Source organism: Pseudomonas fluorescens (genome assembly GCF_002837185.1).
Lineage (GTDB): Bacteria > Pseudomonadota > Gammaproteobacteria > Pseudomonadales > Pseudomonadaceae > Aquipseudomonas > Aquipseudomonas fluorescens_AM.
Genome location: NZ_KZ478006.1, coordinates 1 through 21,138 on the forward strand (window position 1 = coordinate 1; position 21,138 = coordinate 21,138).

Sequence of the window (21,138 nt, forward strand, 5' to 3'; positions counted from 1 at the left end):
GCGAGGTGCCGAGTGGTGGGGCAAGAGCCTTTTTGGTTACTTTTGGGGCTCTTTTCCAAAAGTGACCCGCTGTAAAAGCGGAACCCATAGCAGCCGTTACCGCAGAAACGGATATGTACTCGATCTGATCCAACATCCTGGTCGGCCCAGAGGCCGCCATCGGGGGCAAGCCCCCTCCCACAGGGGGCCGCATTTCAATTTACAGTTTGGCGAGGTCCGGGAGGTCGCCGGTCAGGCCCAAGGCCTGGCGTACAAACAGTGCCTTGGCTTCGGGCATCTGGTCGACCAGTTTCAAGCCGGCATTGCGCAACCAGCGCAATGGCAGTTGATCCGCCTGAAACAGACGCTCGAAGCCCTCCATCGCGGCCATCAGCGCCAGGTTATGCGGCATGCGCCGACGCTCGTAGCGGCTCAACACCTTTACATCCGCCAGACGTTCGCCACGTTCGCTGCCCGCCAGCAGCACTTCGGCCAGCACCGCAGCATCGAGAAAGCCCAGGTTCACGCCCTGCCCGGCCAATGGATGGATGACATGGGCCGCGTCGCCAATCAACGCCAGGCCCTCGGCCACATAGCGCTTGGCGTGACGCTGACGCAACGGTACGCAGACGCGCGGGTCGGCGCTGATCACATTGCCGAGACGCCCCTCAAAGGCCCGCTCCAGCTCACGGCAGAAGCGCTCATCGTCCAGGGCCATCAGGCGCTCGGACTCCGCCGGCGTGGTCGACCAGACAATCGAGCACCAATCCTCCTGCCCATCACGCACCAGCGGCAAGAATGCCAGCGGGCCCGTGTCGGTGAAGCGTTGCCACGCCGTGCGCTGGTGCGGCTGGCTGCCGCGCACGCTGGTCACGATGGCGTTGTGCAGGTAGTCCCACTCACGGGTGGGGGTGCCGGTCAGGCGGCGCACTGCGGAGTTGGCGCCGTCGGCGGCGACCACCAGCGGCGCGCGCAGCTTGCGCCCATCGGCCAGGGTCAGCAGCCACTCATCGCCGGAACGGCGCATCTGCTCCAGGCGCGCGTTGGCCAGCAGCCCCAGGTCACAATCATGCAGGCGGTCCAGCAAGGCATCCTGGATCACGCGGTTCTCGACAATATGCCCCAGCACCTCGGCATGCACGCTGGCCGCCGAAAAGTGGATCTGCCCGGTGCCGCTGCCGTCCCACACTTGCATCTCGCCATAGGGGCTGGCGCGGCGCTCGACGATGCCGTCCCACACGCCAAGCCGCTCGAGAATGCGCTGGCTGGCGGCGGACAGTGCACTGACCCGCGGTTCAAACGCCGCCGCCGGTTCGAACGGCTTGACGCTCAGCGGGCTGCCGTCAAGCAGCAATACCTGCAGGCCACTGCCCTGCAACGCCAGCGCCAGGGCGCTTCCGACCATTCCGGCCCCGACAATCAGCACATCTGCGCGCATGTCCATAGTCAAGCCTGTCTCGCTGGCGGCTTGCGCCGCACGTAAAGGGTTTTGTCGACCCGCGCCACCAGGGTGCCGGAGCCGTCATGAATCTGGACCTTGAGGCGAGGCAAATATTTCTCGCCATCGGCGGTCTGTCGACGCACCTCATCGAGCAAGGCGTCGTCGATGGAAAACTCGGCATACACCGGGCCTTTGCCCGGCGAGATGAAGTCGATGCTGGCGGCCTTGTCCCACACAATGTAATCGCGGCCCAGGTTCTCCATCAGCATCAGCATGTAGAACGGGTCGACCATCGAATACAGGCTGCCGCCGAACTGAGTGCCCACATAGTTGCGGTTATACCAGCCCAGGCCCATGCGCACCTTGACGTGACGAAAGTCGGCGCTCATCCGCTGCACGCTGATCCCGGCGCCCAGGTACGGCGGATAGAGCGTCATCACCCAGCGCAGCAGCCGGGCCTTGCCCAGGCGCTGGATCAGCCACTTACGCATCGGAGCGCGTGCCCAGGCCCATGGCCTGACGGGCGAACCAGCGCTTGGCCGGCGGCAGCAGATCCAGGCCGAGCAGGCCCATGTTGCGCCCCAACGCAACCAACGGTTGCCCGCTGCCGAACAGGCGCGTGACCTGGTCGGAGAAACCCACGGTCAGTTGCTGGTCCAGGCGCTGGCGCTCGCGGTAGCGCTGCAGTGTCGCCAGGTCGCCCGGCACGGCAGGCCCGGCCAGCAAGGCTTCGGCGAGGGCGTTGGCATCGCGCAACGACAGGTTGAAGCCCTGCCCGGCGATCGGGTGCAGGCTGTGCGCTGCATTGCCGAGGACTACCAGGTGCGAGCGGACCTGTTCTTGCGCTTCCACCAGGGTCAGCGGGTACAGATGCCGTGCGCCTACCTGCTTCAGGGTGCCCAGGCGATAGCCGAACACGCCCTGCAATTCACTCAGGAAACTGCGCTCGTCCAGATTGGCCAGACGCTGGGCGTCCATGCCCATGCGGGTCCAGACCAGCGCGCAGCGGTTGTCGGGCAGCGGCAGCAAGGCCATCGGCCCTTCATCGGTAAAGCGCTCGAACGCTTCGCCGTTGTGGGCTTCGCTCGGGGTGATGTTGGCGATCAGCGCGCTCTGGTTATACGGGCGCGTCTTCACGCCGATGCCCAGTTGTTCGCGCAGGCCCGAGCGGCCGCCGTCGGCCAGTACCGCGAGGTCGCACTCCAGCACCGTTTCGTCGTTGAGGGTCAGGCGGTAGCCATCAGGCAGCGGCTCCATGCGCGTGACTTCCGCCGGGCAGCGCCAACTGACCACGTCCTTATCCAGGCCTTGCCACAGGCATTGGCCCAGCCAGGCGTTTTCCACCACGTAACCCAGGGCCGGCACGCCCTCCTCCATGGCTGACAGACGCGCGGTGGAGAAACGTCCACGGTCGGACACATGGATTTGCTTGATCGGCTCGGCGCGACGGGAGATGTCCTGCCACAGGCCCAGGCGCTGATAGATCTGCCGGGCACCAAAGGACAGCGCCGAAGAACGCGCATCGTAGCTCGGCTGATAACTGTCACCCGGCGCAAAGGGTTCGATCAGTGCGATTTTCCACCCTCGCGCCTTGGCCCCGGCCTGCAACGCCAGCGCCAGGCTGGCGCCCACCAGGCCACCGCCGATGATCGCCAGGTTGACCCGGCTCATCGGGCAGCCGCCATCAGCGCTTCGATCTCGGCCACCGTCTTGGGCACCGCACCGGTCAGAATTTCACAGCCTTGCTTGGTCACTATCACGTCGTCCTCGATGCGTACGCCAATGCCACGCCACTTCTTCGCTACGTTCTGGTTGTCCGGTGAAATATAGATCCCCGGTTCCACGGTCAAGGCCATGCCGACTTCCAGCACACGCCATTCACCGCCCACTTTGTACTCGCCCACATCATGCACATCCATGCCCAGCCAATGGCCGGCGCGGTGCATGTAAAAGGCGCGGTAGGCTTCGCTGGCGATCAGTTCGTCAACGTCGCCTTGCAACAACCCCAGCTTGACCAGCCCGGCCGTGATGACCTGCACGGTCGCCTCATGCGCCTGGTTCCAATGCTTGTTCGGCGCGATCTGCGCGAAGGCGGCTTCCTGGGAGGCCAGCACAATCTCGTAGATCGCCTTTTGCTCGGGCGAAAACCTGCCGTTGACCGGCCAGGTGCGGGTGATGTCACTGGCGTAGCAGTCGATCTCGCAACCGGCGTCGATCAATACCAGGTCACCGTCCTTGAGCAGCGCGTCATTCTGCTGGTAATGCAGGATGCAGCTGTTACGCCCGGCGGCCACAATGGAGCCATAAGCCGGCATTTTCGCGCCGCCCTTGCGAAACTCGTAATCCAGCTCGGCCTCCAGGCTGAACTCATGCAGGCCGGCACGGCTGGCTTGCATCGCGCGCACATGGGCGGCGCAGGAAATCCGCGCCGCCTCGCGCATCACCTTCACTTCCGCCGCCGATTTATACAGGCGCATGTCGTGCAGCAAGTGATCCAGGGCAACGAATTCGTTTGGCGGCTGGGCGCCCAGGTGCGCTTTGGAGCGGATCACGTTGATCCACTCCATCACATGCCGGTCGAATTCGGCATTGCTGCCCATGGCCGAGTACACCCGGTCGCGGCCTTCAATCAGGCCGGGCAGGATGTCATCGATATCGGTGATGGGAAACGCGTCGTCGGCGCCAAAATCGCGGATCGCGCCTTCAGTACCCGCGCGCAGGCCGTCCCACAATTCGCGTTCGGCGTTGCGCTCGCGACAGAACAGCACGTACTCGCCATGCTGGCGACCAGGCATCAGCACGATCACCGCCTGCGGTTCAGGGAAGCCGCTCAGGTATTGGAAGTCGCTGTCCTGGCGGTAGACATGCTCCACATCACGGTTACGGATCGCCACGGCGGCGGCCGGCAGGATCGCGATGCTGTTGGGTTCCATCTGCGCCATGAGCGCCTTGCGGCGACGGGTGTATTCCGCTTTGGGGATATGGATCATGGGCAGATGGGCTTCCTTTTAATGCAGGGACGGCTTGGGGGCTGCCGGCTCAGCGGACTTCCTGGTCTCGGTGAACAGCAGCAACGGTGCGACGCGCAGGTATTCCATGACCTCCATGTAGTCACCCTCGCCGTCTTCGGATTCTTCCAGGGCGTCCTGCACCTGGGAGATGGCCGCCAGGTCCTGCAACACTTCCTTGGCGTCGGTGCTCAGTTCCAGGCCGCCGGCGTTCACGCCGAAACCGTGGAGGAAACCCTGGCACCATTGACCCAGGGCAGCGGCACGCTCGGCGAGCGGTGCGTCGTCGGTCGGCAGCAGCAGGACCACGGTGACGTCATCACCGGTCAGTTCGCCCTTGACCATCTCTTGCAGGCCGATCAGCGCGTTACGCACGTTCTCGGTCGGTTCGGTTTCCAGCAGCTCGGCCACATCGGCCAGCCAGTTGTCGGCATCGAAGCCCACGCCGGTGCAGCTGCGGCCCAACAGCACGCCGTGCAGTTCGGCAGGCGAGCAAGGATGACCGCTGGTGCTCAGCAGTTTTGAAAAAGCGTCGTACGGGGAGTTCTGAATGGGCATGGTGAGCTAGGCGCCAGACGGCGCAATGTCTAGAATGGAGCGCTGTATCCTAGCACCGGCAGACGCACCAAGACTATCGAGGGCGTCAGATCGTTTATCCTGAAGTTGCCATTCATCAGACAAAATCCAGTGGAACCCAATGGAAGACACCGACCTGCAAGCGCTGATGGCCAGACTCGAACTGCTAATTGATCGGGTCGAGCAACTTAAGAGTCAAAACGGACTCCTATTAGCTCAGGAAAAGACCTGGCGCGAGGAACGCGCTCACCTCATTGAAAAAAACGAAATCGCCCGGCGTAAGGTCGAATCGATGATTTCGCGCCTGAAGGCCCTGGAGCAAGACTCATGAGTTCAAGCAATAGCGTTACCGTGCAGATCCTCGACAAAGAGTATTCGATCATCTGCCCCCAGGAAGAGCGCAGCAACCTGGTGAGCGCTGCCCGCTACCTGGACGGCAAGATGCGTGAAATCCGCAGCAGCGGCAAAGTGATCGGCGCCGACCGCATCGCCGTGATGGCTGCACTGAACATTACCCACGACCTGCTGCACAAGCAGGAGCGGCCTGACGTGCAGGCCAGCGGCTCGACCCGCGAGCAAGTGCGTGACCTGCTCGAACGCGTCGACCTGGTGCTTTCCACCGATTCGGACGCACCCAAGGGCTGATTGCCGAGTCTGTTTAAGGTATACTCGCCTCACTCCCTGGCGTGTTTGCCAGTCGGCGATGTCCCGGAGCCGATTCGCACTACCCTGGAAGTTGCACGTTGGGCTGGTGTGCATGTCCGCTAGACGGAAAGCCTTAAAGCCTACTGCTTCTTCCACCTTGAACTTTCGGGTTCAAGGGCTTAGTCGACAGCGGCTCTGCCGGGGAGCCTGAATTCCCAAACTCAATGCCAGTCCCCGGACTGGCATTGTTTTATGAGCCAAAAAGCCATGACCGAACCTGCGCCGCTTTCCCGTCCGCACCTTCGACGCATGTTGCGCAACGCCCGCCGCGCCCTCACGCCCCGCGAGCAGCGCGAGGCCGCCCTTGGCCTGTATCGGCAACTGGCACAGCACCCGCTGTTTCGCCGGGCCAAACATATTTCCCTGTATCTACCGACGGACGGTGAAATCGATCCGCGCTTGCTGCTGCGCGCTGCCCAGCGCCGGGGCAAGGCGACCTACCTGCCGGTACTGAGTGCGTGGCCGCGTACCAAAATGGTGTTCCAGCGCGTGCGGCCCGGGGATAAGTTGCGGCCCAACCGCTTTCGCATTCTCGAACCTCGGGCCGTCGCCCAACGCCAACGCAAGGTGTGGGCGCTCGACCTGGTGCTGCTGCCGCTGGTGGGGTTCGATAATGAGGGTGGGCGCTTGGGCATGGGCGGCGGATTCTATGACCGCAGCCTGGCTTACCTCGCCAGGCGCAACACATGGCGCAAGCCGACGCTGTTGGGGTTGGCCCATGAATGTCAGCAGGTCGATCGCTTGGCGCAGGCGAGTTGGGACGTGCCGCTGGCGGGCACTGTCACCGATAAGCACTGGTATGTCGCAGAAACGTCGCTGGAGCCAGCGACGCTTTAAAGTCGTGTTAACGCTTGAATTGCTGCTGCACAGGCGAGAGTTCAACCGGTGCATCGGTCTTGTTCGACCACAGGCTCTGGGCATAACCGGTGGTCACGACACCCAGACCAAACAAAATAACCAATATCCATAGTAAATCCGGTTTACGTTGCATCGATTGCCCCCCTTCAGGCATCTCGTACACGATGACAACAACGTTCCAAAGTAGTCCGTTGCAGCTGCGCCAAGCTTGAAGCCCGGCATTCTGCGGTAACGTGAACCAACACGCAAACCTTGGCGCCAACCGACTGTCGGTTTGTCATGCAATTGCCCGACAACTTGCCCAATACCTGTTTCAGGAGCCCAAAATGGCCTATTGGCTGATGAAATCCGAACCTGACGAGCTGTCCATCGTAGACCTGGAAAAGCTCGGCAAAGCCCGCTGGGACGGGGTGCGCAATTACCAGGCGCGTAACTTCCTGCGCACCATGGCGGCCGGCGATGAGTTTCTCTTCTACCACTCCAGTTGCCCGGAGCCGGGCATCGCCGGCATCGGCAAAATCATCCAGGCCGCCTACCCCGACCCGACCGCACTGGAGCCAGACAGCCACTATTTCGACGCCAAGGCCAGTGCGGAGAAAAACCCTTGGAGCGCAATTGACGTTGCGCATGTGCAGACCTTTCCCAAAGTACTGGGCCTTGGCTACCTGAAACAGCAGGCCGCGTTGGCAGAGATGCCTTTGGTGCACAAAGGCAGTCGGCTTTCGGTGATGGCCGTGACGACTGACCAGATGACTACGATCATCAAGCTTGCCTGCAGCGGGAGTCCTGGCTTTAACGCAGACAGTTAAAATCTGTCGCTATAAAAAACATTTGAACATTAGAAAAACATATAAAAACCTGTCATTTCTGACAGTAGCAAACGCTTCAATTTCAAAGTTTACTGGCGCTTTCAACATTGACTACGCAAAGCGACCTGGGCAGCTTTACATGCTCATAAAACTATTGGAGAGTCACCGTGACAGAACTACTCATTGACGGCATCCTCGTAACAACCCTTGATACTGCCCCCCCACCAACCAGCACACCGATTAAATTGGCGTATTCAGCAGAGGTTCCTGAATGGGGATACCTCGGCGCCATACAGTTCGAATATTCTCTTAGTACGCCTCAGACGGTTTTAATAAGAACCCTACAATACTATCTCCGAAGCTCGTCACTGCCGGAGCGTACGGTATTTACCGTCCGAGCGCCTGACCACGCAACATTATCTATAAACCCAACAGCGTTGAACCAGTGGACAAGATGGGACTCAAGCTTGATAACGCCCCGGCTCAGCAACATGTTCTGCGAACTGGAGTTCTTATTCCAGGCGATGCCGACTGGCAGCACTCAAGTAAAAAAAAGAACCGCAGCATTGCCTTTCAATTAACACACATACTTGCCTGCGACTGAGAAACCAGTCGCAGGCTTCGTTTATCTGCCCTTATTGAATAATCAAGTTATTGAACAACAAATCCTCGACCATCGGCTTACCCGTTTCATCGTTCATTACTTGCTGCGTCTGTTTCAACGCTTCCTGGCGCAGTTTCTCCTTGCCCTCAACAGTGCTCATTGCCTCATTAGTCTGCTGGGTAAACAGCGCCACCAGTTGGTTGCGAATCAACGCATCGTTGGCTTTAACCGCCGCGGCGGCTTCGGTGCCGGTCACGCGCAGGGCGATGTCGGCCTTGAATACCTTGAGTTTTGCCGTGCCATCCAGGCCGTAGTTGCCCACAAACGGCGGGGAAAGGCTGATATAGCTGACCTTCGGCGCCTCGCCCTCTTTGGCTTCTTCGGCCTGGGCGGCCATCGGCAAGGTCAGGGCCAGCATCAACAGGATCCACGCTTTCACAGTTCATTCCTCGAATTCGGTTGCCGGGTAGCATAACGCTAGCAAGGCTGAGTACAAGCTTATGGGGGCTTATCAGGCGCGGGCATGCTCGTTGACCCACGGGCGTACCCTCCTACACTTATCGGCCACGACGCCAAAAGGAATAGTCCGATGAAAGCTGTGCTGTGCAAAGCCTTCGGCCCCGCCGAAACCCTGGTGCTGGAAGAAATCGCCAGCCCCGCGATCAAGAAGAACGAAATCCTGCTGGACGTGCACGCCGCCGGGGTGAATTTCCCGGACACCCTGATCATCGAGGGCAAATACCAGTTCAAGCCGCCCTTCCCGTTTTCGCCGGGTGGCGAAGCGGCAGGTGTGGTGAGTGAGGTCGGCGAAAAGGTCAGCCACCTGAAGGTCGGTGATCGCGTGATGGCCCTGACCGGCTGGGGCAGTTTTGCCGAGCAGGTGGCGGTGCCGGGCTATAACGTGCTGCCGATCCCGCCCAGCATGGATTTCAACACCGCCGCAGCCTTCAGCATGACCTACGGCACCTCGATGCACGCGCTCAAACAGCGAGCCAACCTGCAACCCGGCGAAACCCTGCTGGTGCTCGGCGCTTCCGGTGGTGTGGGCCTGGCCGCCGTGGAAATCGGCAAGGCCATGGGCGCGCGGGTGATCGCCGCCGCCAGCAGCGCCGACAAACTCGCGGTGGCCAAGGCGGCCGGCGCCGATGAGTTGATCAATTACAGCGAAGCCAGCCTCAAGGATGAGGTCAAGCGCCTCACCGATGGTAACGGCGCCGATGTGATCTACGACCCGGTGGGCGGCGATCTGTTTGACCAGGCGATCCGCTCGATCGCCTGGAACGGCCGTTTGTTGGTGGTGGGTTTTGCCAGCGGGCGCATCCCCGAATTGCCGGTGAACCTGGCGCTGCTCAAGGGCGCGGCGGTGGTGGGCGTATTCTGGGGCTCGTTCGCCCAGCGTCAGCCGCAGGACAATGCGGCCAATTTTCAGCAACTGTTCACCTGGTATGGCGAGGGCAGGTTGAAGCCGTTGGTGTCGCAGGTGTACCCGCTGGAACAGGCGGCCCAGGCGATCAATGATCTGGGGCAGCGCAAGGCTGTGGGTAAGGTTGTCGTCCAAACCCGTTGACGGAAGTGGAGCGCGGTCAGTGTGGGAGGGGCTTGCCCCCGATAGCAGTGGGTCAGCCAGGAATGACTAACCTGATACACCGCCATCGGGGGCAAGCCCCCTCCCACACTTGATCCTCAACGACCCACGCTTACCTATTAGCGACATGTTCATAAAAGAACATGCCATTGCTCCCATTTCCTGTGTTTGCAGATAAGAGGCGATGCTATTTTCGGTAACGAAACTGTAACATTCGCATCCGCAGTCAAAACAAGAAATTTGGAGCTCTTGAATGTTTGCTTTCTTTCGACCTGCCGCACACCAGGCGCCCCTGCCTGAAGAAAAAATAGACAGTACCTACCGACGTCTGCGCTGGCAGATCTTCGCCGGTATTTTCTTCGGTTACGCCGGCTATTACCTGCTACGAAAAAACTTCTCCCTGGCCATGCCCTACCTGATCGAGGACGGCTACACCCGCGGTGAGCTGGGCCTGGCGATGTCGGCCATCGCGATTGCCTACGGCCTGTCCAAGTTCCTCATGGGCCTGGTGTCCGACCGCTCCAACCCGCGTTACTTCCTGCCCTTCGGCCTGCTGGTGTCAGCGGGGGTGATGTTCATTTTCGGTTTCGCGCCCTGGGCGACGTCCAGCGTGACCATGATGTTCATTTTGCTGTTCATCAACGGTTGGGCCCAAGGCATGGGCTGGCCGCCAAGTGGGCGGACCATGGTGCACTGGTGGTCGCAGAAAGAACGCGGCGGCGTAGTCTCGGTGTGGAACGTGGCGCACAACGTCGGCGGCGGCCTGATAGGTCCGCTGTTCCTGCTGGGCATGGCCTGGTTCAATGACTGGCATGCGGCGTTCTACGTGCCGGCCACGGTGGCGCTGGCTGTGGCGGCGTTTGCCTTCATCACCATGCGCGACACCCCGCAATCGGTTGGCCTGCCGCCGATCGAGCAGTACAAGAACGACTACCCGGAAGGCTACGACGCCAGCCACGAAGACGAATTCAGCGCAAAGGAAATTTTCGTCAAATACGTGCTGCGCAACAAAATGCTGTGGTACATCGCGTTCGCCAACGTGTTCGTCTACCTGCTGCGCTACGGCGTACTGGACTGGGCACCGACCTACCTGAAAGAAGCCAAGCATTTCACGGTCGACAAGTCGTCGTGGGCGTATTTCTTTTACGAGTGGGCAGGTATCCCAGGCACGCTGCTGTGCGGCTGGATGTCGGACAAGATCTTCCGTGGCAATCGCGGCCTGACCGGCATCGTGTTCATGGCGCTGGTGACCGTGGCGACCCTGGTTTACTGGCTCAACCCGCCGGGTAACCCGATGGTCGACATGATCGCGCTGGTCTCCATCGGCTTTTTGATCTACGGCCCGGTGATGCTGATTGGCCTGCAGGCGCTGGAACTGGCACCGAAGAAAGCCGCCGGCACCGCTGCGGGCTTCACTGGCCTGTTCGGCTACCTGGGTGGTTCGGTGGCGGCGAGCGCGGCAATGGGCTACACCGTGGACCACTTCGGTTGGGACGGTGGTTTCGTGCTGCTGATTGGCGCGTGCGTATTGGCGATCGCCTTCCTGATCCCGACGCTGTGGCACACCAACAGCGTCAGCTCGGCGCGCTAGCTACCCGAGCAATCCTTTGCACAACGCTTGAGCCGCGCCTCCAGGTTTTTATCTGGCATGGCGTGGCTACGCAGGGCGTTCACGGTCTGCTCGACATAATCGCGAGTGGTGCCGTAACGCCCGCAAGCGCTTTGCAGCACGTGATTGAGTACGATATCGGGCAAGTTGCCGGCGTAGCTGGGCAAATGCCGCTCCAGCACAAATCCCAACGCCTGTACCTGACTGCCATCTTCCAAGCGGCAACTGAGCCAGTGCGGCTTGTAGGAGGGGTAAGGCATTTCGCGCTGCCACAGTGCATACAGCGAAGCCTCCAACTGATCTTCCGGCAAGCGGTAGGCAAACCCGCTGCACGAACCGCCCCGATCCAGTCCGAAGACCAGGCCCGGCAGCTCCGGCGTCCCCCGGTGCTCGTGGGACCACAGGTACAGGCCACGGTGATAACCGTGAACCCGCGCGCGCACCCGTTCGCTCGACGAACATTCAGGACGCCAGATCAGCGAACCATAGGCAAACAGCCAGACCGGCCCACCCTTGTGCCGGGCCATGGTGGCCTGCATCGAGCTCATTAATTGTTCGTGAGTGAGTTGCGGCCCAAGATCGAGCCGCGGAGGGTAAGCCAACTGCAAAAGATCGGTTTCAATGGCGGTCATGGCGAAAAGCGTTGCGCCTCCTGTGTGCTACCAGTTGTAAGCGACTTTACCGTAATAAAACGCGCCGCTGTAACCGTACGGCGAAAAAGTGCTGTAGGCCAGGTTGCCGCCGCTGCTGGCGTAGGCATTGACCTTCTCGGGGTATTTATCGGTGACGTTGTCGCCGCCCAGGGTGAAGGTCCAGTTCTTCAACTTGTAGTCCGCCGACAAATCCAGCACCCAGGCTGCCTTGAAGGTCTGGTCGTTGACCTTGTCCGCCTGGTAGCTGGTGAACTCACCATAGCGCACCAGGTTGCTGTGCAGCGCCCAATTGCCGAAGGTGAAGTCGTTGCCCAGGCTCAGCTTGTGCTGGGGTGTGGTGTCGCCGAGCAAGCCGATGCGCTCGCGACGGTCCACCCGCACCAGGTTGGCGCCCAGGCTGTCGAGGACGGCCGGGTTGGCCTTCACGTCGGTGACTTTGGTGTGGTTGTAGTTGTAACCCACAGTGCTGTTCCAGCGGATGCCGTTATCGAACTGATAGCGATAGTTGGCCACCAGGTCGACACCGTCGGTGCTGGTGTCGGTGGCGTTGGTGAAATAGCGCGCCGTGGTGTAATTGATATTGCCGACGCCGTTGGCTTGCAGGTAGGCCACCGTCGCCGGATTGAGCGTGAGGTTGGACGACAGGCTGATACGGTCACGTATGTCGATGCGATACACATCCAGCGTCACCGTCAGGTCGTCGGCAGGCTCCAGTACCAGGCCAAGGCTGTAGTTACGCGACTTTTCAGCCTTGAGGTCTTCGGCACCGAGCAGGCGCGCCACTTGGCTGTTGGCCGGGAACGTGCCGGCCTCCTGAAGGGTGCTGCCGATCAACTGCGAAGAGGTGTAGGCGAAGTTCTGCTGGGCCAGGGACGGCGCGCGAAAGCCATTGGAAATGCTGCCGCGCAACGCCACTTGCGGGGTGAAGTCGTAACGCGCCGACAACGAACCGCTGACGTTGGAGCCAAAATCGCTGTAGTCCTCATGGCGCACCGCGGCCGAGGCGCTGAGTTGTTCGGTGAAGTTGGTTTCCAGGTCCAGGTATTGCGCCCAGCTATGCCGGGTACTGGTGCCGGCATCCGCATCGCGGAAGCCGCCGAGGCCCGAGCTGCCGGTCTGGTAGTAGGACGCGGGCTCCCCAGCTTCGATTTCATAGCCCTGGTGCAGGTATTCCCCACCCAGCGCCACGGAAACCGGGTACGGCAGCAAGCTCAGGTCAAACTCACGGGACAGGTCCAGGCTGACTTGCTTCTGCTCGTTGCTCAGGGTGCCGTTGTTGAATTTGCGCGGCGTAGCCAGGCCCAGAGAGGTGTTGATGGTTTCGGTGCCGAGCTCGTACTGATTCTTGCCGTAGTTGGCCGACAGGTCGTAATGCCAATCGTAGGCGAGCAGCCCGCGCAGACCCGCCACCAGTGAGGTGTCTTCCAGGTTGCCTTTGATCAGTGGCAGGTAGCCGTTGGGGTTGAGTGCCGGGATATTGTTGGAAGCGTTGCTCGCGCGGTAGAACGCTGCCGTCTCGCCACGGCGCTTGCTGTAGCCACCGAAGCTGTAGAACTCGGCGGCATCATTGAAGGAATATTCCGAGTTGAACTGGAATTTGCCTTCATTGGTGGCAGGCTCGCCTTGACGGAACACTCGCTGGCCGTAGGTGGTGGAACCGATGCTGCCTGGGCGGTAATCCTTGCCGGCGCGGTTGGTGTAATCGTTGTCGGCACCTTCGGCTGACAGATTGATAAAACCGTTTTCGCCCAATGCCAGGCCCGTATTGCCGCTGACATTACGCTGGATGCCGTCACCCTTTTTGTACCCGCCGAACCGGGTCGAGATCGAACCGCCCTGGTCGTCGTGCTTGAGGATCACGTTGATCACGCCGGCGATCGCGTCAGAGCCGTAACGTGCCGAAGCACCATCGCGCAGCACTTCGATGTGGTCCACCGCCGACAGCGGGATTGCATTCAGGTCCGCCGGTGCCGAACCGCGACCGACCGCACCGCCGAGGTTGACGAAAGCACTGGTATGCCGGCGCTTGCCATTGACCAGCACCAACACCTGGTCCGGCGACAAGCCGCGCAACTGCGCCGGGCGCACCAGCTCAGCGCCATCCACCAGGCTTGGCCGTGGAAAGTTGATCGATGGGATCAGTCGCGCCAGCACCGCGCCCAGCTCGTCAGAGCCGGTACTGCGCAGGGTTTCGCCGGAGATCACATCGATTGGCGACAGCGACGCACTGGCGGTGCGCTCCTGGGCGCGGGTGCCGGTCACGATGACCGTATCGAGTTTGGGCGCATCGACGACGGACGTTTCACCCGCCAGAACTGGATTGAATCCCACGACGGTCAGCAAATTGGCCGACAAAATCGCCGTGTATAACGCGTGTTTCCTGTAGCTCCCCATACCGCTCCCTATGAATCAATAAATAGAACTTCAACGCTCTGAGTTCGTACGATCGATCCGGCTGGCGGGCGGTAGCGGTCAGTGATTGGTGACTGTGGATTAAGTCGGTAGTCCGTTGGCATATAGCCTAAAGATATTCATCGAAGAAAATAAATACCTTAAAAGAATAAGCGAAGGTATAAGCACCCTTCCCCGCTCATCAGCCACCGCGACGGCAATCCGAACGCTTTCAGCCCAGGTTCAGCCTGAGCAGCGGGCAATCCGCCAAAATGCCGCACACATCACGACTCACTTAGCCGCTCATCCAATCGACTATCGGGGCCGCCCATGCACAAAATCCGCTTGCCTGGCCTGCTGTTCCTGGCCCAGGCCACCACTGCACTGGCAGCTGAAACCCCAGCGGCAAACGACGACAAAGGCTTCTGGTACGCGCAGACCAGCGTCTACACCCGGCATTTCGCGCCCGACCCCGAGCACAACAACCAGCAAAACCTGCTGGGACTGGAGCGCAACGAAGCGTCGGGCCTGGTCTATGGCGCGGCGACCTTTCGCAACTCGTTCAGGCAACGCGCCTACTACGCGTACGCCGGCAAGCGCTATGACATGGCCGAATACCCGGTGTACCTGAAGGTCACGGGCGGGGCGATCCAGGGTTATCGCGGCAAGTACCGTGACAAGATCCCCCTGAACCGTTATGGCGTGGCGCCCGTCATCATTCCGTCCGTGGGCACGCATCACGGGCCGATGGCGGCAGAACTGGTGTTGCTGGGGTTCAATGCAGCGATGGTGACGACTGGACTAAGATTCTGAACGGGCGCAAATCAATGTGGGAGGGTGCAAGCCCTGTCTGTAGGAGCGAGCTTGCTCGCGAAAAACGTCAACGATAACGCGTGCTTTCTGAATGAACGCGGTGCCTGTGAGTTTTCGCGAGCAAGCTCGCTCCTACAGAGGGCGGCATTAGGGCAAGCCCCCTCCCACCTTTCGATCACTTCAGGGACGCGGGGCGTAGGCAAATACGTCAGCGCGCATCTGGTGCGCATCCATACCGGCGTCGACCAACGCATCCAGCGTGCCGTAGATCATCGCCGGTGATCCGCTGGCGTACACGTGCACGGCCTTGAGGTCGGCAATGTCTTCGCACACGGCCTCGTGCAGCAATCCGCAGCGTCCTTCCCAACCGCACAGGTCACTGACGACTTTGTGCAGGAACAGGTTGGGCAGTTGCTGCCACTGATCCCAGTGCTCGATCGCGTAGAAATCCTCCGGGCGACGCACGCCCCAATACAGGTGCACAGGGTGCTTGAAGCCGGACGCCCGGCAATGCTCGATCAGGCTGTGCATCTGGGCCATGCCGGTGCCGGCGGCGATCAGCACCAGCGGCCCGTCCGGCAACTGGGCCAGGTGGGTGTCACCGAAAGGCAGTTCAATACGCGCCATGCGGTTGCGCCGTAGCTGGTCCAACAGGTTGCGTGCGCTGTCCTCACGGGCCAGCACGTGCAGTTCCAGCTCGCGGCCGCAGTGAGGTGCCGACGCCAGGGAAAACGCCGACTTCTCGCCGTTCTCGCGCTCGATCATCAGGTATTGCCCGGCGTGGTAACGCACCGCCTTGCCAGCCGGCGCGCGCAGGCGCACGCGCCACACATCGCCGCCGACGTCCACGCATTCGCTCAACTGGCACGACAATTTGCGCAACGGCAACTCCCCCGGCGCCAGCACGCCATCCCACAACACAATGCAATCCTCCAGCGGCTCGGCGATGCAGGTGTAGAACTCACCATGATCGCGCACTTCGCCGCTCTGCTGCACACGGCCCTCCACCAACAGCGCCGCACACACGTGGCATACGCCGTTGCGACACGCCTGCGGGCATTCGTAGCCCAGGCGGCGCGCGCCGTCGAGGATGCGTTCGCCAGGGTTCAGCTCCAGTACCGCACCGGAAGGTTGCAGGGTTACACGCATCAATCTATTCCCAAGTCTTTCCAGATGGCATCGACGCGAGCCGTCACGGCGTCATCCTTGACGATTACCCGGCCCCACTCGCGGGTGGTTTCACCCGGCCATTTGTGGGTGGCATCCAGGCCCATTTTCGAACCCAGGCCCGACACCGGCGAAGCGAAGTCGAGGTAATCGATCGGCGTATTGTCGATCATTACCGTGTCGCGCTTGGGGTCCATGCGCGTGGTAATGGCCCAGATCACGTCGTTCCAGTCGCGGGCATTGATATCGTCGTCGGTGACGATAACGAACTTGGTGTACATGAACTGTCGTAAAAACGACCACACACCCAGCATTACCCGCTTGGCATGGCCTGGGTACGACTTCTTCATGGTGACGATGGCCATGCGGTACGAGCAACCTTCCGGCGGCAGGTAGAAGTCGGTGATTTCCGGGAATTGCTTTTGCAGGATCGGCACGAACACTTCGTTCAGCGCCACGCCGAGAATGGCCGGCTCATCCGGCGGGCGGCCGGTGTAGGTACTGTGATAGATCGGCTTGATCCGATGGGTGATGCGCTCAACGGTGAACACCGGAAAACTGTCGACTTCGTTGTAATAACCGGTGTGGTCGCCGTAAGGCCCTTCATCGGCCATTTCGCCCGGATGAATCACACCTTCCAGGATGACTTCGGCGGTGGCCGGCACTTGCAGGTCGTTGCCGCGGCACTTCACCAGTTCGGTGCGGTTACCGCGCAGCAGGCCGGCGAAGGCGTATTCGGACAGGCTGTCCGGCACCGGCGTCACAGCGCCCAGGATGGTGGCCGGGTCGGCGCCCAGTGCCACGGACACCGGGAATGGCTGACCCGGGTGTTTTTCGCACCATTCGCGAAAATCCAGGGCGCCGCCACGGTGGCTCAGCCAACGCATGATCACCTTGTTGCGGCCGATCACTTGCTGGCGGTAGATGCCGAGGTTCTGGCGGTCCTTGTTCGGACCTTTGGTGACGGTCAGGCCCCAAGTGATCAGCGGGCCGACGTCGCCGGGCCAGCAGGTCTGCACGGGGAGCATGGCCAGGTCGACGTCATCGCCTTCGATGACCACTTCCTGGCATACCGCGTCCTTGACCACCTTGGGCGCCATGGCAATGATCTTGCGGAAGATCGGCAGCTTCGACCAGGCGTCCTTCAAGCCTTTGGGCGGCTCGGGCTCCTTGAGGAAGGCCAGCAGCTTGCCGATCTCGCGCAGCTCGCTGACCGACTCCGCCCCCATGCCGAAGGCGACGCGCTCGGGGGTGCCGAACAGGTTGCCGAGCACCGGGATGTCGTAGCCGGTCGGGTTCTCGAACAACAGCGCCGGGCCCTTGTTACGCAAGGTACGGTCGCAAATCTCAGTCATTTCCAGTACCGGTGAAATCGGCATCTGGATACGTTTCAACTCTCCGCGCTGCTCAAGTTGCTGCACGAAATCCCGAAGATCCTTGAATTTCATTAACCATGCCACTCGTAAAATAGGCGTACATCCTACCTGCTCTCGAGGCGGCTGGCAGCTTAATTGGCCGTCAGCCCCCGCGACTGCAACGAACTGAACAGCGGCTCCAGAAAGGCCTCGATATGCCGCGCGCCCACTTCAGACAGGTGGTTATCGTCGGTGTACAGCGCGCGCCCGTTGAGTTCGACCCGGCACAAGCCATCGGTGCCGCACAGCAAGGGCGCCGGGTCCAGCACCGCTACGCCGCTGTCGGCGGCCGCCAGCTCGTCGAACAACTGGCTGATGAACGCCTGGCGCTTTGTATGCTTGGCTACGTCGAGACCTTCGCCGTTAAACGGTCGGTGCATCATTGCCAGGCGACTGAGACGGTAAGGCACGATGATTTCCTGCAGCGGCACCTCCTTGACCAGCCAGACCTTGTGCCCCGCGGCGCGCAGCGCCTGGATGCGCTCGCGCATCCCCTGGGCAAAGCGCTGCTCAGCCACAGCCTGCACGTACTCGCCGGTGCTGGGGTCTTTGAGCGCATGTTCTTTGTCACCCGACATTTGCCCGTACACATACAGGCTCCAGCGCGCCGCCAACACCACATCGCTGATTTTCTTCTCGGCCATCGCCTTCTCGACGCGATGGTTGAAATGCGCACAGCGGGCAATATTCTCAAGGCCATCCAAGGGGATACAGCCGGCAAAGCTGGCTTCAATCACGCTGATATCATGGCGATCAGCGCCCTCTTTGAGCGCCGGAATCAGCGCGGTGGCGTGACTGTCGCCCCACACCAGCGCCGAGACCGACTGACTTTTCGGACCGAAATGGCAGAACAACCGCTCATCGGGCGTGTCCTTGTCAGCCATGCACGCCATCAGCTCCGGGCTCCACTTCTTCGCCTTCGCGAAAATCAACGCGTGCTCAGACAAGCGCGACGGCACACCGTCGAATTCGCGGATCGCCAAGCCAGTGAAACCAAGCCCCAGAATACCGGCCACGGCTGAGGCAAGAATCGCCTTACGCGAGGCCAGCAAGCGTTTTTCCCGGAACGGGGTTTCCACAAAGCGCCAGGACAGATAGCCCAGCACCAACGAGAGCAGCATCAAGCCGGCCAGTTCCAGGGCGCTCAAGCCATCCACCGCGGCATAGTTGGCGTACACGAACACCGGCCAGTGCCACAGGTACCAGGAATAGGAAATCAGCCCGATACCGACCATCACCCGCGTACTCAGCAGGCGCCCCACCCAGGTGTATTGCTGCCCGTTGGCCCAGATCAACCCGACCACACCCAGCACCGGCAAGAGCGCGGCCGGGCCGGGGAACGGGGTTTTCGCGTCGTAACCGAATACGGCGATCAGGATCAGTGCCATGGAGGCCAGGCTGACCCCTTGGGCCAGGGCGGGCGAAGCGCGCCATTGATATTTGGGCAACACCGCCAGCATCGCCCCGGCCAGTAATTCCCAGGCGCGCAGGTGCAGCAGGAAGAAGGCTTTTTGCGGCTCATGCTCAACCGCCCAGACGCTCATGCCAAACGAGCCCAGCAACACTGCGAACAGCGCCAGGCGCCAGTGTTTCAGGCGACTTGAGAGCAACGTGAGCAGCAGCGGGAAGAAAATGTAGAACTGCTCTTCTACCGCCAGTGACCAGGTGTGCAGCAGGGGCTTGATGTCAGAAGACGCATCAAAGTAGCCATGCTGGCGCGAGAACAACAGGTTGGAGGTAAAGGTCACCTGATAGTGCGCGGACCGCCCCAACTCTTCGTAGTCCTTGGGCGCCAGCAGAAACCAACCCACAACGAGTGTGGCCGCAATCATGACGAACAGCGCCGGCAGGATGCGCCGTGCGCGCCGGGCCCAGAAGTCGACGAAACTGAAGCGCCCGGCCTGACGCTCACGCCAGATAATGGAGGTGATCAGAAAGCCGGAAATGACGAAGAATACATCGACGCCAACGAAACCGCCGGTGAGGCCAGGAACGCCGAAGTGAAACAACACGACTGCGAGGACAGCGATGGCACGCAGGCCGTCAATGTCCCTGCGGTAAGCAAGAGTGGTCATAAGAATTGTGGTCAGTCTGTGACGAAAGGAGTGAGCGTAGTCGCGGGTACAATTTTTGTTACTTAACGGACACTTATGCCATAAAAACCGATGAATCTCGACGCAAAAAAAAATGGCGCCCCGTCGGGACGCCATTTTTCGGACCTGAAACGCCGTATTACTTGCGTTTCATCGACAGGAAGAACTCGTCGTTGGTCTTGGTGGTTTTCAGCTTGTCGATCAGGAACTCGATAGCGGCCACTTCGTCCATCGGGTGCAGCAGCTTGCGCAGGATCCACATGCGCTGCAGTTCGTCGTCGGCGGTCAGCAACTCTTCGCGGCGCGTACCGGAACGGTTGATGTTGATGGCCGGGAACACACGCTTTTCAGCGATACGACGGTCCAGGGGCAGTTCCATGTTGCCGGTACCCTTGAACTCTTCGTAGATCACTTCGTCCATCTTCGAGCCGGTTTCAACCAGCGCGGTGGCGATAATGGTCAGCGAGCCGCCTTCTTCGATGTTTCGCGCGGCGCCGAAGAAACGCTTTGGCTTCTCCAGGGCGTGGGCATCGACACCACCGGTCAGCACCTTGCCGGAACTCGGGATCACGGTGTTGTAGGCACGGGCCAGACGGGTGATGGAGTCGAGCAGGATCACCACGTCTTTCTTGTGTTCGACCAGGCGCTTGGCCTTCTCGATCACCATTTCGGCAACCTGCACGTGGCGGGTTGGCGGTTCATCGAACGTCGAGGCAACCACTTCGCCACGCACGGTGCGCTGCATTTCGGTCACTTCTTCCGGACGCTCATCGATCAACAGCACGATCAGGTGAACTTCAGGATTGTTGCGCGCGATGTTCGCTGCAATGTTTTGCAGCATGATCGTCTTACCGGCTTTCGGCGGTGCGACGATCAGGCCACGCTGGCCCTTGCCGATCGGCGCGCACAGGTCGATCACACGACCGGTCAAGTCTTCGGTGGAACCGTTGCCGGCCTCCATCTTCATGCGCACGGTCGGGAACAGCGGGGTCAGGTTCTCGAAGAGAATCTTGTTTTTCGCGTTCTCGGGACGATCGAAGTTGATCGTGTCGACCTTGAGCAGGGCGAAATAACGCTCGCCTTCCTTTGGTGGTCGGATCTTGCCAACGATGGTGTCGCCGGTGCGCAAGTTGAAGCGACGGATCTGGCTCGGCGAGACGTAGATATCGTCAGGGCCGGCGAGATAGGAAGCGTCTGCAGAGCGGAGGAAGCCGAAGCCGTCCTGGAGAATCTCCAGCACGCCATCACCGGAGATTTCCTCGCCGCTTTTCGCGTGCTTCTTGAGCAGGGAGAAAATCACGTCCTGCTTGCGCGAACGGGCCATATTTTCTATGCCCATTTCTTCGGCCAGTTGGAGCAGGTCGGTAATCGGCTTTTGCTTGAGTTCAGTCAGATTCATATAGGAATGACGTAATCATTTATGGAGGGGGGA

General features: G+C 60.7%; 20 protein-coding genes and 1 other RNA gene. 8 read left to right on the forward strand and 13 right to left on the reverse strand.

Annotated features, from left to right (window positions below):
* Positions 1-199 precede the first annotated feature (199 nt).
* The 5 genes from CIB54_RS18885 to CIB54_RS18905 are packed head-to-tail and all read right to left on the reverse strand — an operon-like array spanning position 200 to position 4,986.
* Positions 200-1,417: a 2-octaprenyl-3-methyl-6-methoxy-1,4-benzoquinol hydroxylase gene (locus CIB54_RS18885; protein WP_191949980.1), complete on the reverse strand. Its 1,218-nt coding sequence runs from the start codon at positions 1,415-1,417 to the stop codon at positions 200-202.
* Positions 1,418-1,425: 8 nt separating this feature from the next.
* On the reverse strand, positions 1,426-1,911 hold the full coding sequence (locus CIB54_RS18890) for a DUF4442 domain-containing protein (RefSeq protein ID WP_101220658.1): 486 nt from the start codon (positions 1,909-1,911) through the stop codon (positions 1,426-1,428).
* Positions 1,904-3,091, reverse strand: a complete 1,188-nt coding sequence (gene ubiH / locus CIB54_RS18895) for a 2-octaprenyl-6-methoxyphenyl hydroxylase (RefSeq protein ID WP_101220659.1) — start codon at positions 3,089-3,091, stop codon at positions 1,904-1,906. The genes CIB54_RS18890 and ubiH overlap by 8 nt, the downstream gene beginning before the upstream one ends.
* Positions 3,088-4,410: a Xaa-Pro aminopeptidase gene (gene pepP / locus CIB54_RS18900; RefSeq protein WP_065950439.1), complete on the reverse strand. Its 1,323-nt coding sequence runs from the start codon at positions 4,408-4,410 to the stop codon at positions 3,088-3,090. The genes ubiH and pepP overlap by 4 nt, the downstream gene beginning before the upstream one ends.
* 18 nt (positions 4,411-4,428) lie before the next feature.
* Positions 4,429-4,986 (reverse strand): YecA/YgfB family protein, encoded by a 558-nt coding sequence (locus CIB54_RS18905; RefSeq protein WP_057723388.1) that lies wholly within the window; start codon positions 4,984-4,986, stop codon positions 4,429-4,431.
* A 139-nt stretch (positions 4,987-5,125) separates the two neighbouring features.
* On the opposite strand from CIB54_RS18905, the gene CIB54_RS18910 reads away from it, so the two are divergent.
* The 4 genes from CIB54_RS18910 to CIB54_RS18925 all read left to right on the forward strand — a co-directional run bounded on the left by CIB54_RS18910 (position 5,126) and on the right by CIB54_RS18925 (position 6,546).
* Positions 5,126-5,335 carry a TIGR02449 family protein gene (locus CIB54_RS18910; protein ID WP_003177365.1) on the forward strand — a complete coding sequence of 70 codons (210 nt, stop codon included), beginning with the start codon at positions 5,126-5,128 and terminating at the stop codon, positions 5,333-5,335.
* A complete protein-coding gene (locus tag CIB54_RS18915; RefSeq protein WP_005792389.1) occupies positions 5,332-5,649 on the forward strand; it encodes a cell division protein ZapA in 318 nt (105 codons plus the stop codon). The genes CIB54_RS18910 and CIB54_RS18915 overlap by 4 nt, the downstream gene beginning before the upstream one ends.
* Positions 5,650-5,679: 30 nt before the next feature.
* A non-coding RNA gene (gene ssrS / locus CIB54_RS18920) (6S RNA) lies at positions 5,680-5,858 on the forward strand.
* A gap of 58 nt (positions 5,859-5,916) precedes the next feature.
* Positions 5,917-6,546, forward strand: coding sequence for a 5-formyltetrahydrofolate cyclo-ligase (locus tag CIB54_RS18925; RefSeq protein WP_065950469.1), 630 nt, complete (start codon positions 5,917-5,919; stop codon positions 6,544-6,546).
* A gap of 7 nt (positions 6,547-6,553) precedes the next feature.
* Here CIB54_RS18925 and CIB54_RS27480 read toward each other — a convergent pair whose 3' ends face one another.
* Positions 6,554-6,700: a hypothetical protein gene (locus CIB54_RS27480; RefSeq protein ID WP_015886446.1), complete on the reverse strand. Its 147-nt coding sequence runs from the start codon at positions 6,698-6,700 to the stop codon at positions 6,554-6,556.
* Between the two features lie 193 nt (positions 6,701-6,893).
* On the opposite strand from CIB54_RS27480, the gene CIB54_RS18930 reads away from it, so the two are divergent.
* Positions 6,894-7,376, forward strand: coding sequence for an EVE domain-containing protein (locus CIB54_RS18930; protein WP_101220660.1), 483 nt, complete (start codon positions 6,894-6,896; stop codon positions 7,374-7,376).
* 635 nt (positions 7,377-8,011) lie between these two features.
* Here the strand turns inward: CIB54_RS18930 and CIB54_RS18935 are convergent.
* Entirely contained in the window at positions 8,012-8,419 is a 408-nt protein-coding gene (locus CIB54_RS18935) for a flagellar basal body-associated protein FliL (protein WP_065950441.1), read from the reverse strand.
* A 150-nt stretch (positions 8,420-8,569) separates the two neighbouring features.
* Here CIB54_RS18935 and CIB54_RS18940 point away from each other — a divergent pair, with 150 nt between their 5' ends.
* Together CIB54_RS18940 and glpT are read left to right on the forward strand one after the other, a co-directional pair.
* Positions 8,570-9,547, forward strand: coding sequence for an NADPH:quinone oxidoreductase family protein (locus CIB54_RS18940; protein ID WP_101220661.1), 978 nt, complete (start codon positions 8,570-8,572; stop codon positions 9,545-9,547).
* 271 nt (positions 9,548-9,818) lie between these two features.
* Complete coding sequence (gene glpT, locus CIB54_RS18945) at positions 9,819-11,156, forward strand: glycerol-3-phosphate transporter (RefSeq protein WP_065950443.1); 1,338 nt, start codon at positions 9,819-9,821, stop codon at positions 11,154-11,156.
* Here glpT and CIB54_RS18950 read toward each other — a convergent pair.
* Together CIB54_RS18950 and CIB54_RS18955 are read right to left on the reverse strand one after the other, a co-directional pair.
* Positions 11,153-11,806 carry a gamma-glutamylcyclotransferase gene (locus tag CIB54_RS18950; protein ID WP_057723381.1) on the reverse strand — a complete coding sequence of 218 codons (654 nt, stop codon included), beginning with the start codon at positions 11,804-11,806 and terminating at the stop codon, positions 11,153-11,155. The two genes, glpT and CIB54_RS18950, sit on opposite strands and share 4 nt — an antisense overlap.
* Positions 11,807-11,833: 27 nt before the next feature.
* Positions 11,834-14,221, reverse strand: a complete 2,388-nt coding sequence (locus tag CIB54_RS18955; RefSeq protein ID WP_101220662.1) for a TonB-dependent receptor plug domain-containing protein — start codon at positions 14,219-14,221, stop codon at positions 11,834-11,836.
* Between the two features lie 327 nt (positions 14,222-14,548).
* Between CIB54_RS18955 and CIB54_RS18960 the strand changes: the two genes are divergently transcribed.
* Complete coding sequence (locus CIB54_RS18960) at positions 14,549-15,031, forward strand: sn-glycerol-3-phosphate transporter (protein WP_101220663.1); 483 nt, start codon at positions 14,549-14,551, stop codon at positions 15,029-15,031.
* A gap of 180 nt (positions 15,032-15,211) precedes the next feature.
* Here CIB54_RS18960 and CIB54_RS18965 read toward each other — a convergent pair whose 3' ends face one another.
* The 4 genes from CIB54_RS18965 to rho all read right to left on the reverse strand — a co-directional run bounded on the left by CIB54_RS18965 (position 15,212) and on the right by rho (position 21,105).
* Entirely contained in the window at positions 15,212-16,180 is a 969-nt protein-coding gene (locus CIB54_RS18965) for a CDP-6-deoxy-delta-3,4-glucoseen reductase (protein ID WP_101220664.1), read from the reverse strand.
* Positions 16,180-17,646 (reverse strand): 4-hydroxy-3-polyprenylbenzoate decarboxylase, encoded by a 1,467-nt coding sequence (gene ubiD / locus CIB54_RS18970; protein ID WP_101220665.1) that lies wholly within the window; start codon positions 17,644-17,646, stop codon positions 16,180-16,182. The genes CIB54_RS18965 and ubiD overlap by 1 nt, the downstream gene beginning before the upstream one ends.
* Positions 17,647-17,705: 59 nt before the next feature.
* Positions 17,706-19,688: an acyltransferase family protein gene (locus CIB54_RS18975; protein WP_101220666.1), complete on the reverse strand. Its 1,983-nt coding sequence runs from the start codon at positions 19,686-19,688 to the stop codon at positions 17,706-17,708.
* 157 nt (positions 19,689-19,845) lie between these two features.
* Positions 19,846-21,105: a transcription termination factor Rho gene (gene rho, locus CIB54_RS18980; protein ID WP_003176825.1), complete on the reverse strand. Its 1,260-nt coding sequence runs from the start codon at positions 21,103-21,105 to the stop codon at positions 19,846-19,848.
* Between the last annotated feature and the right edge of the window lie 33 nt (positions 21,106-21,138).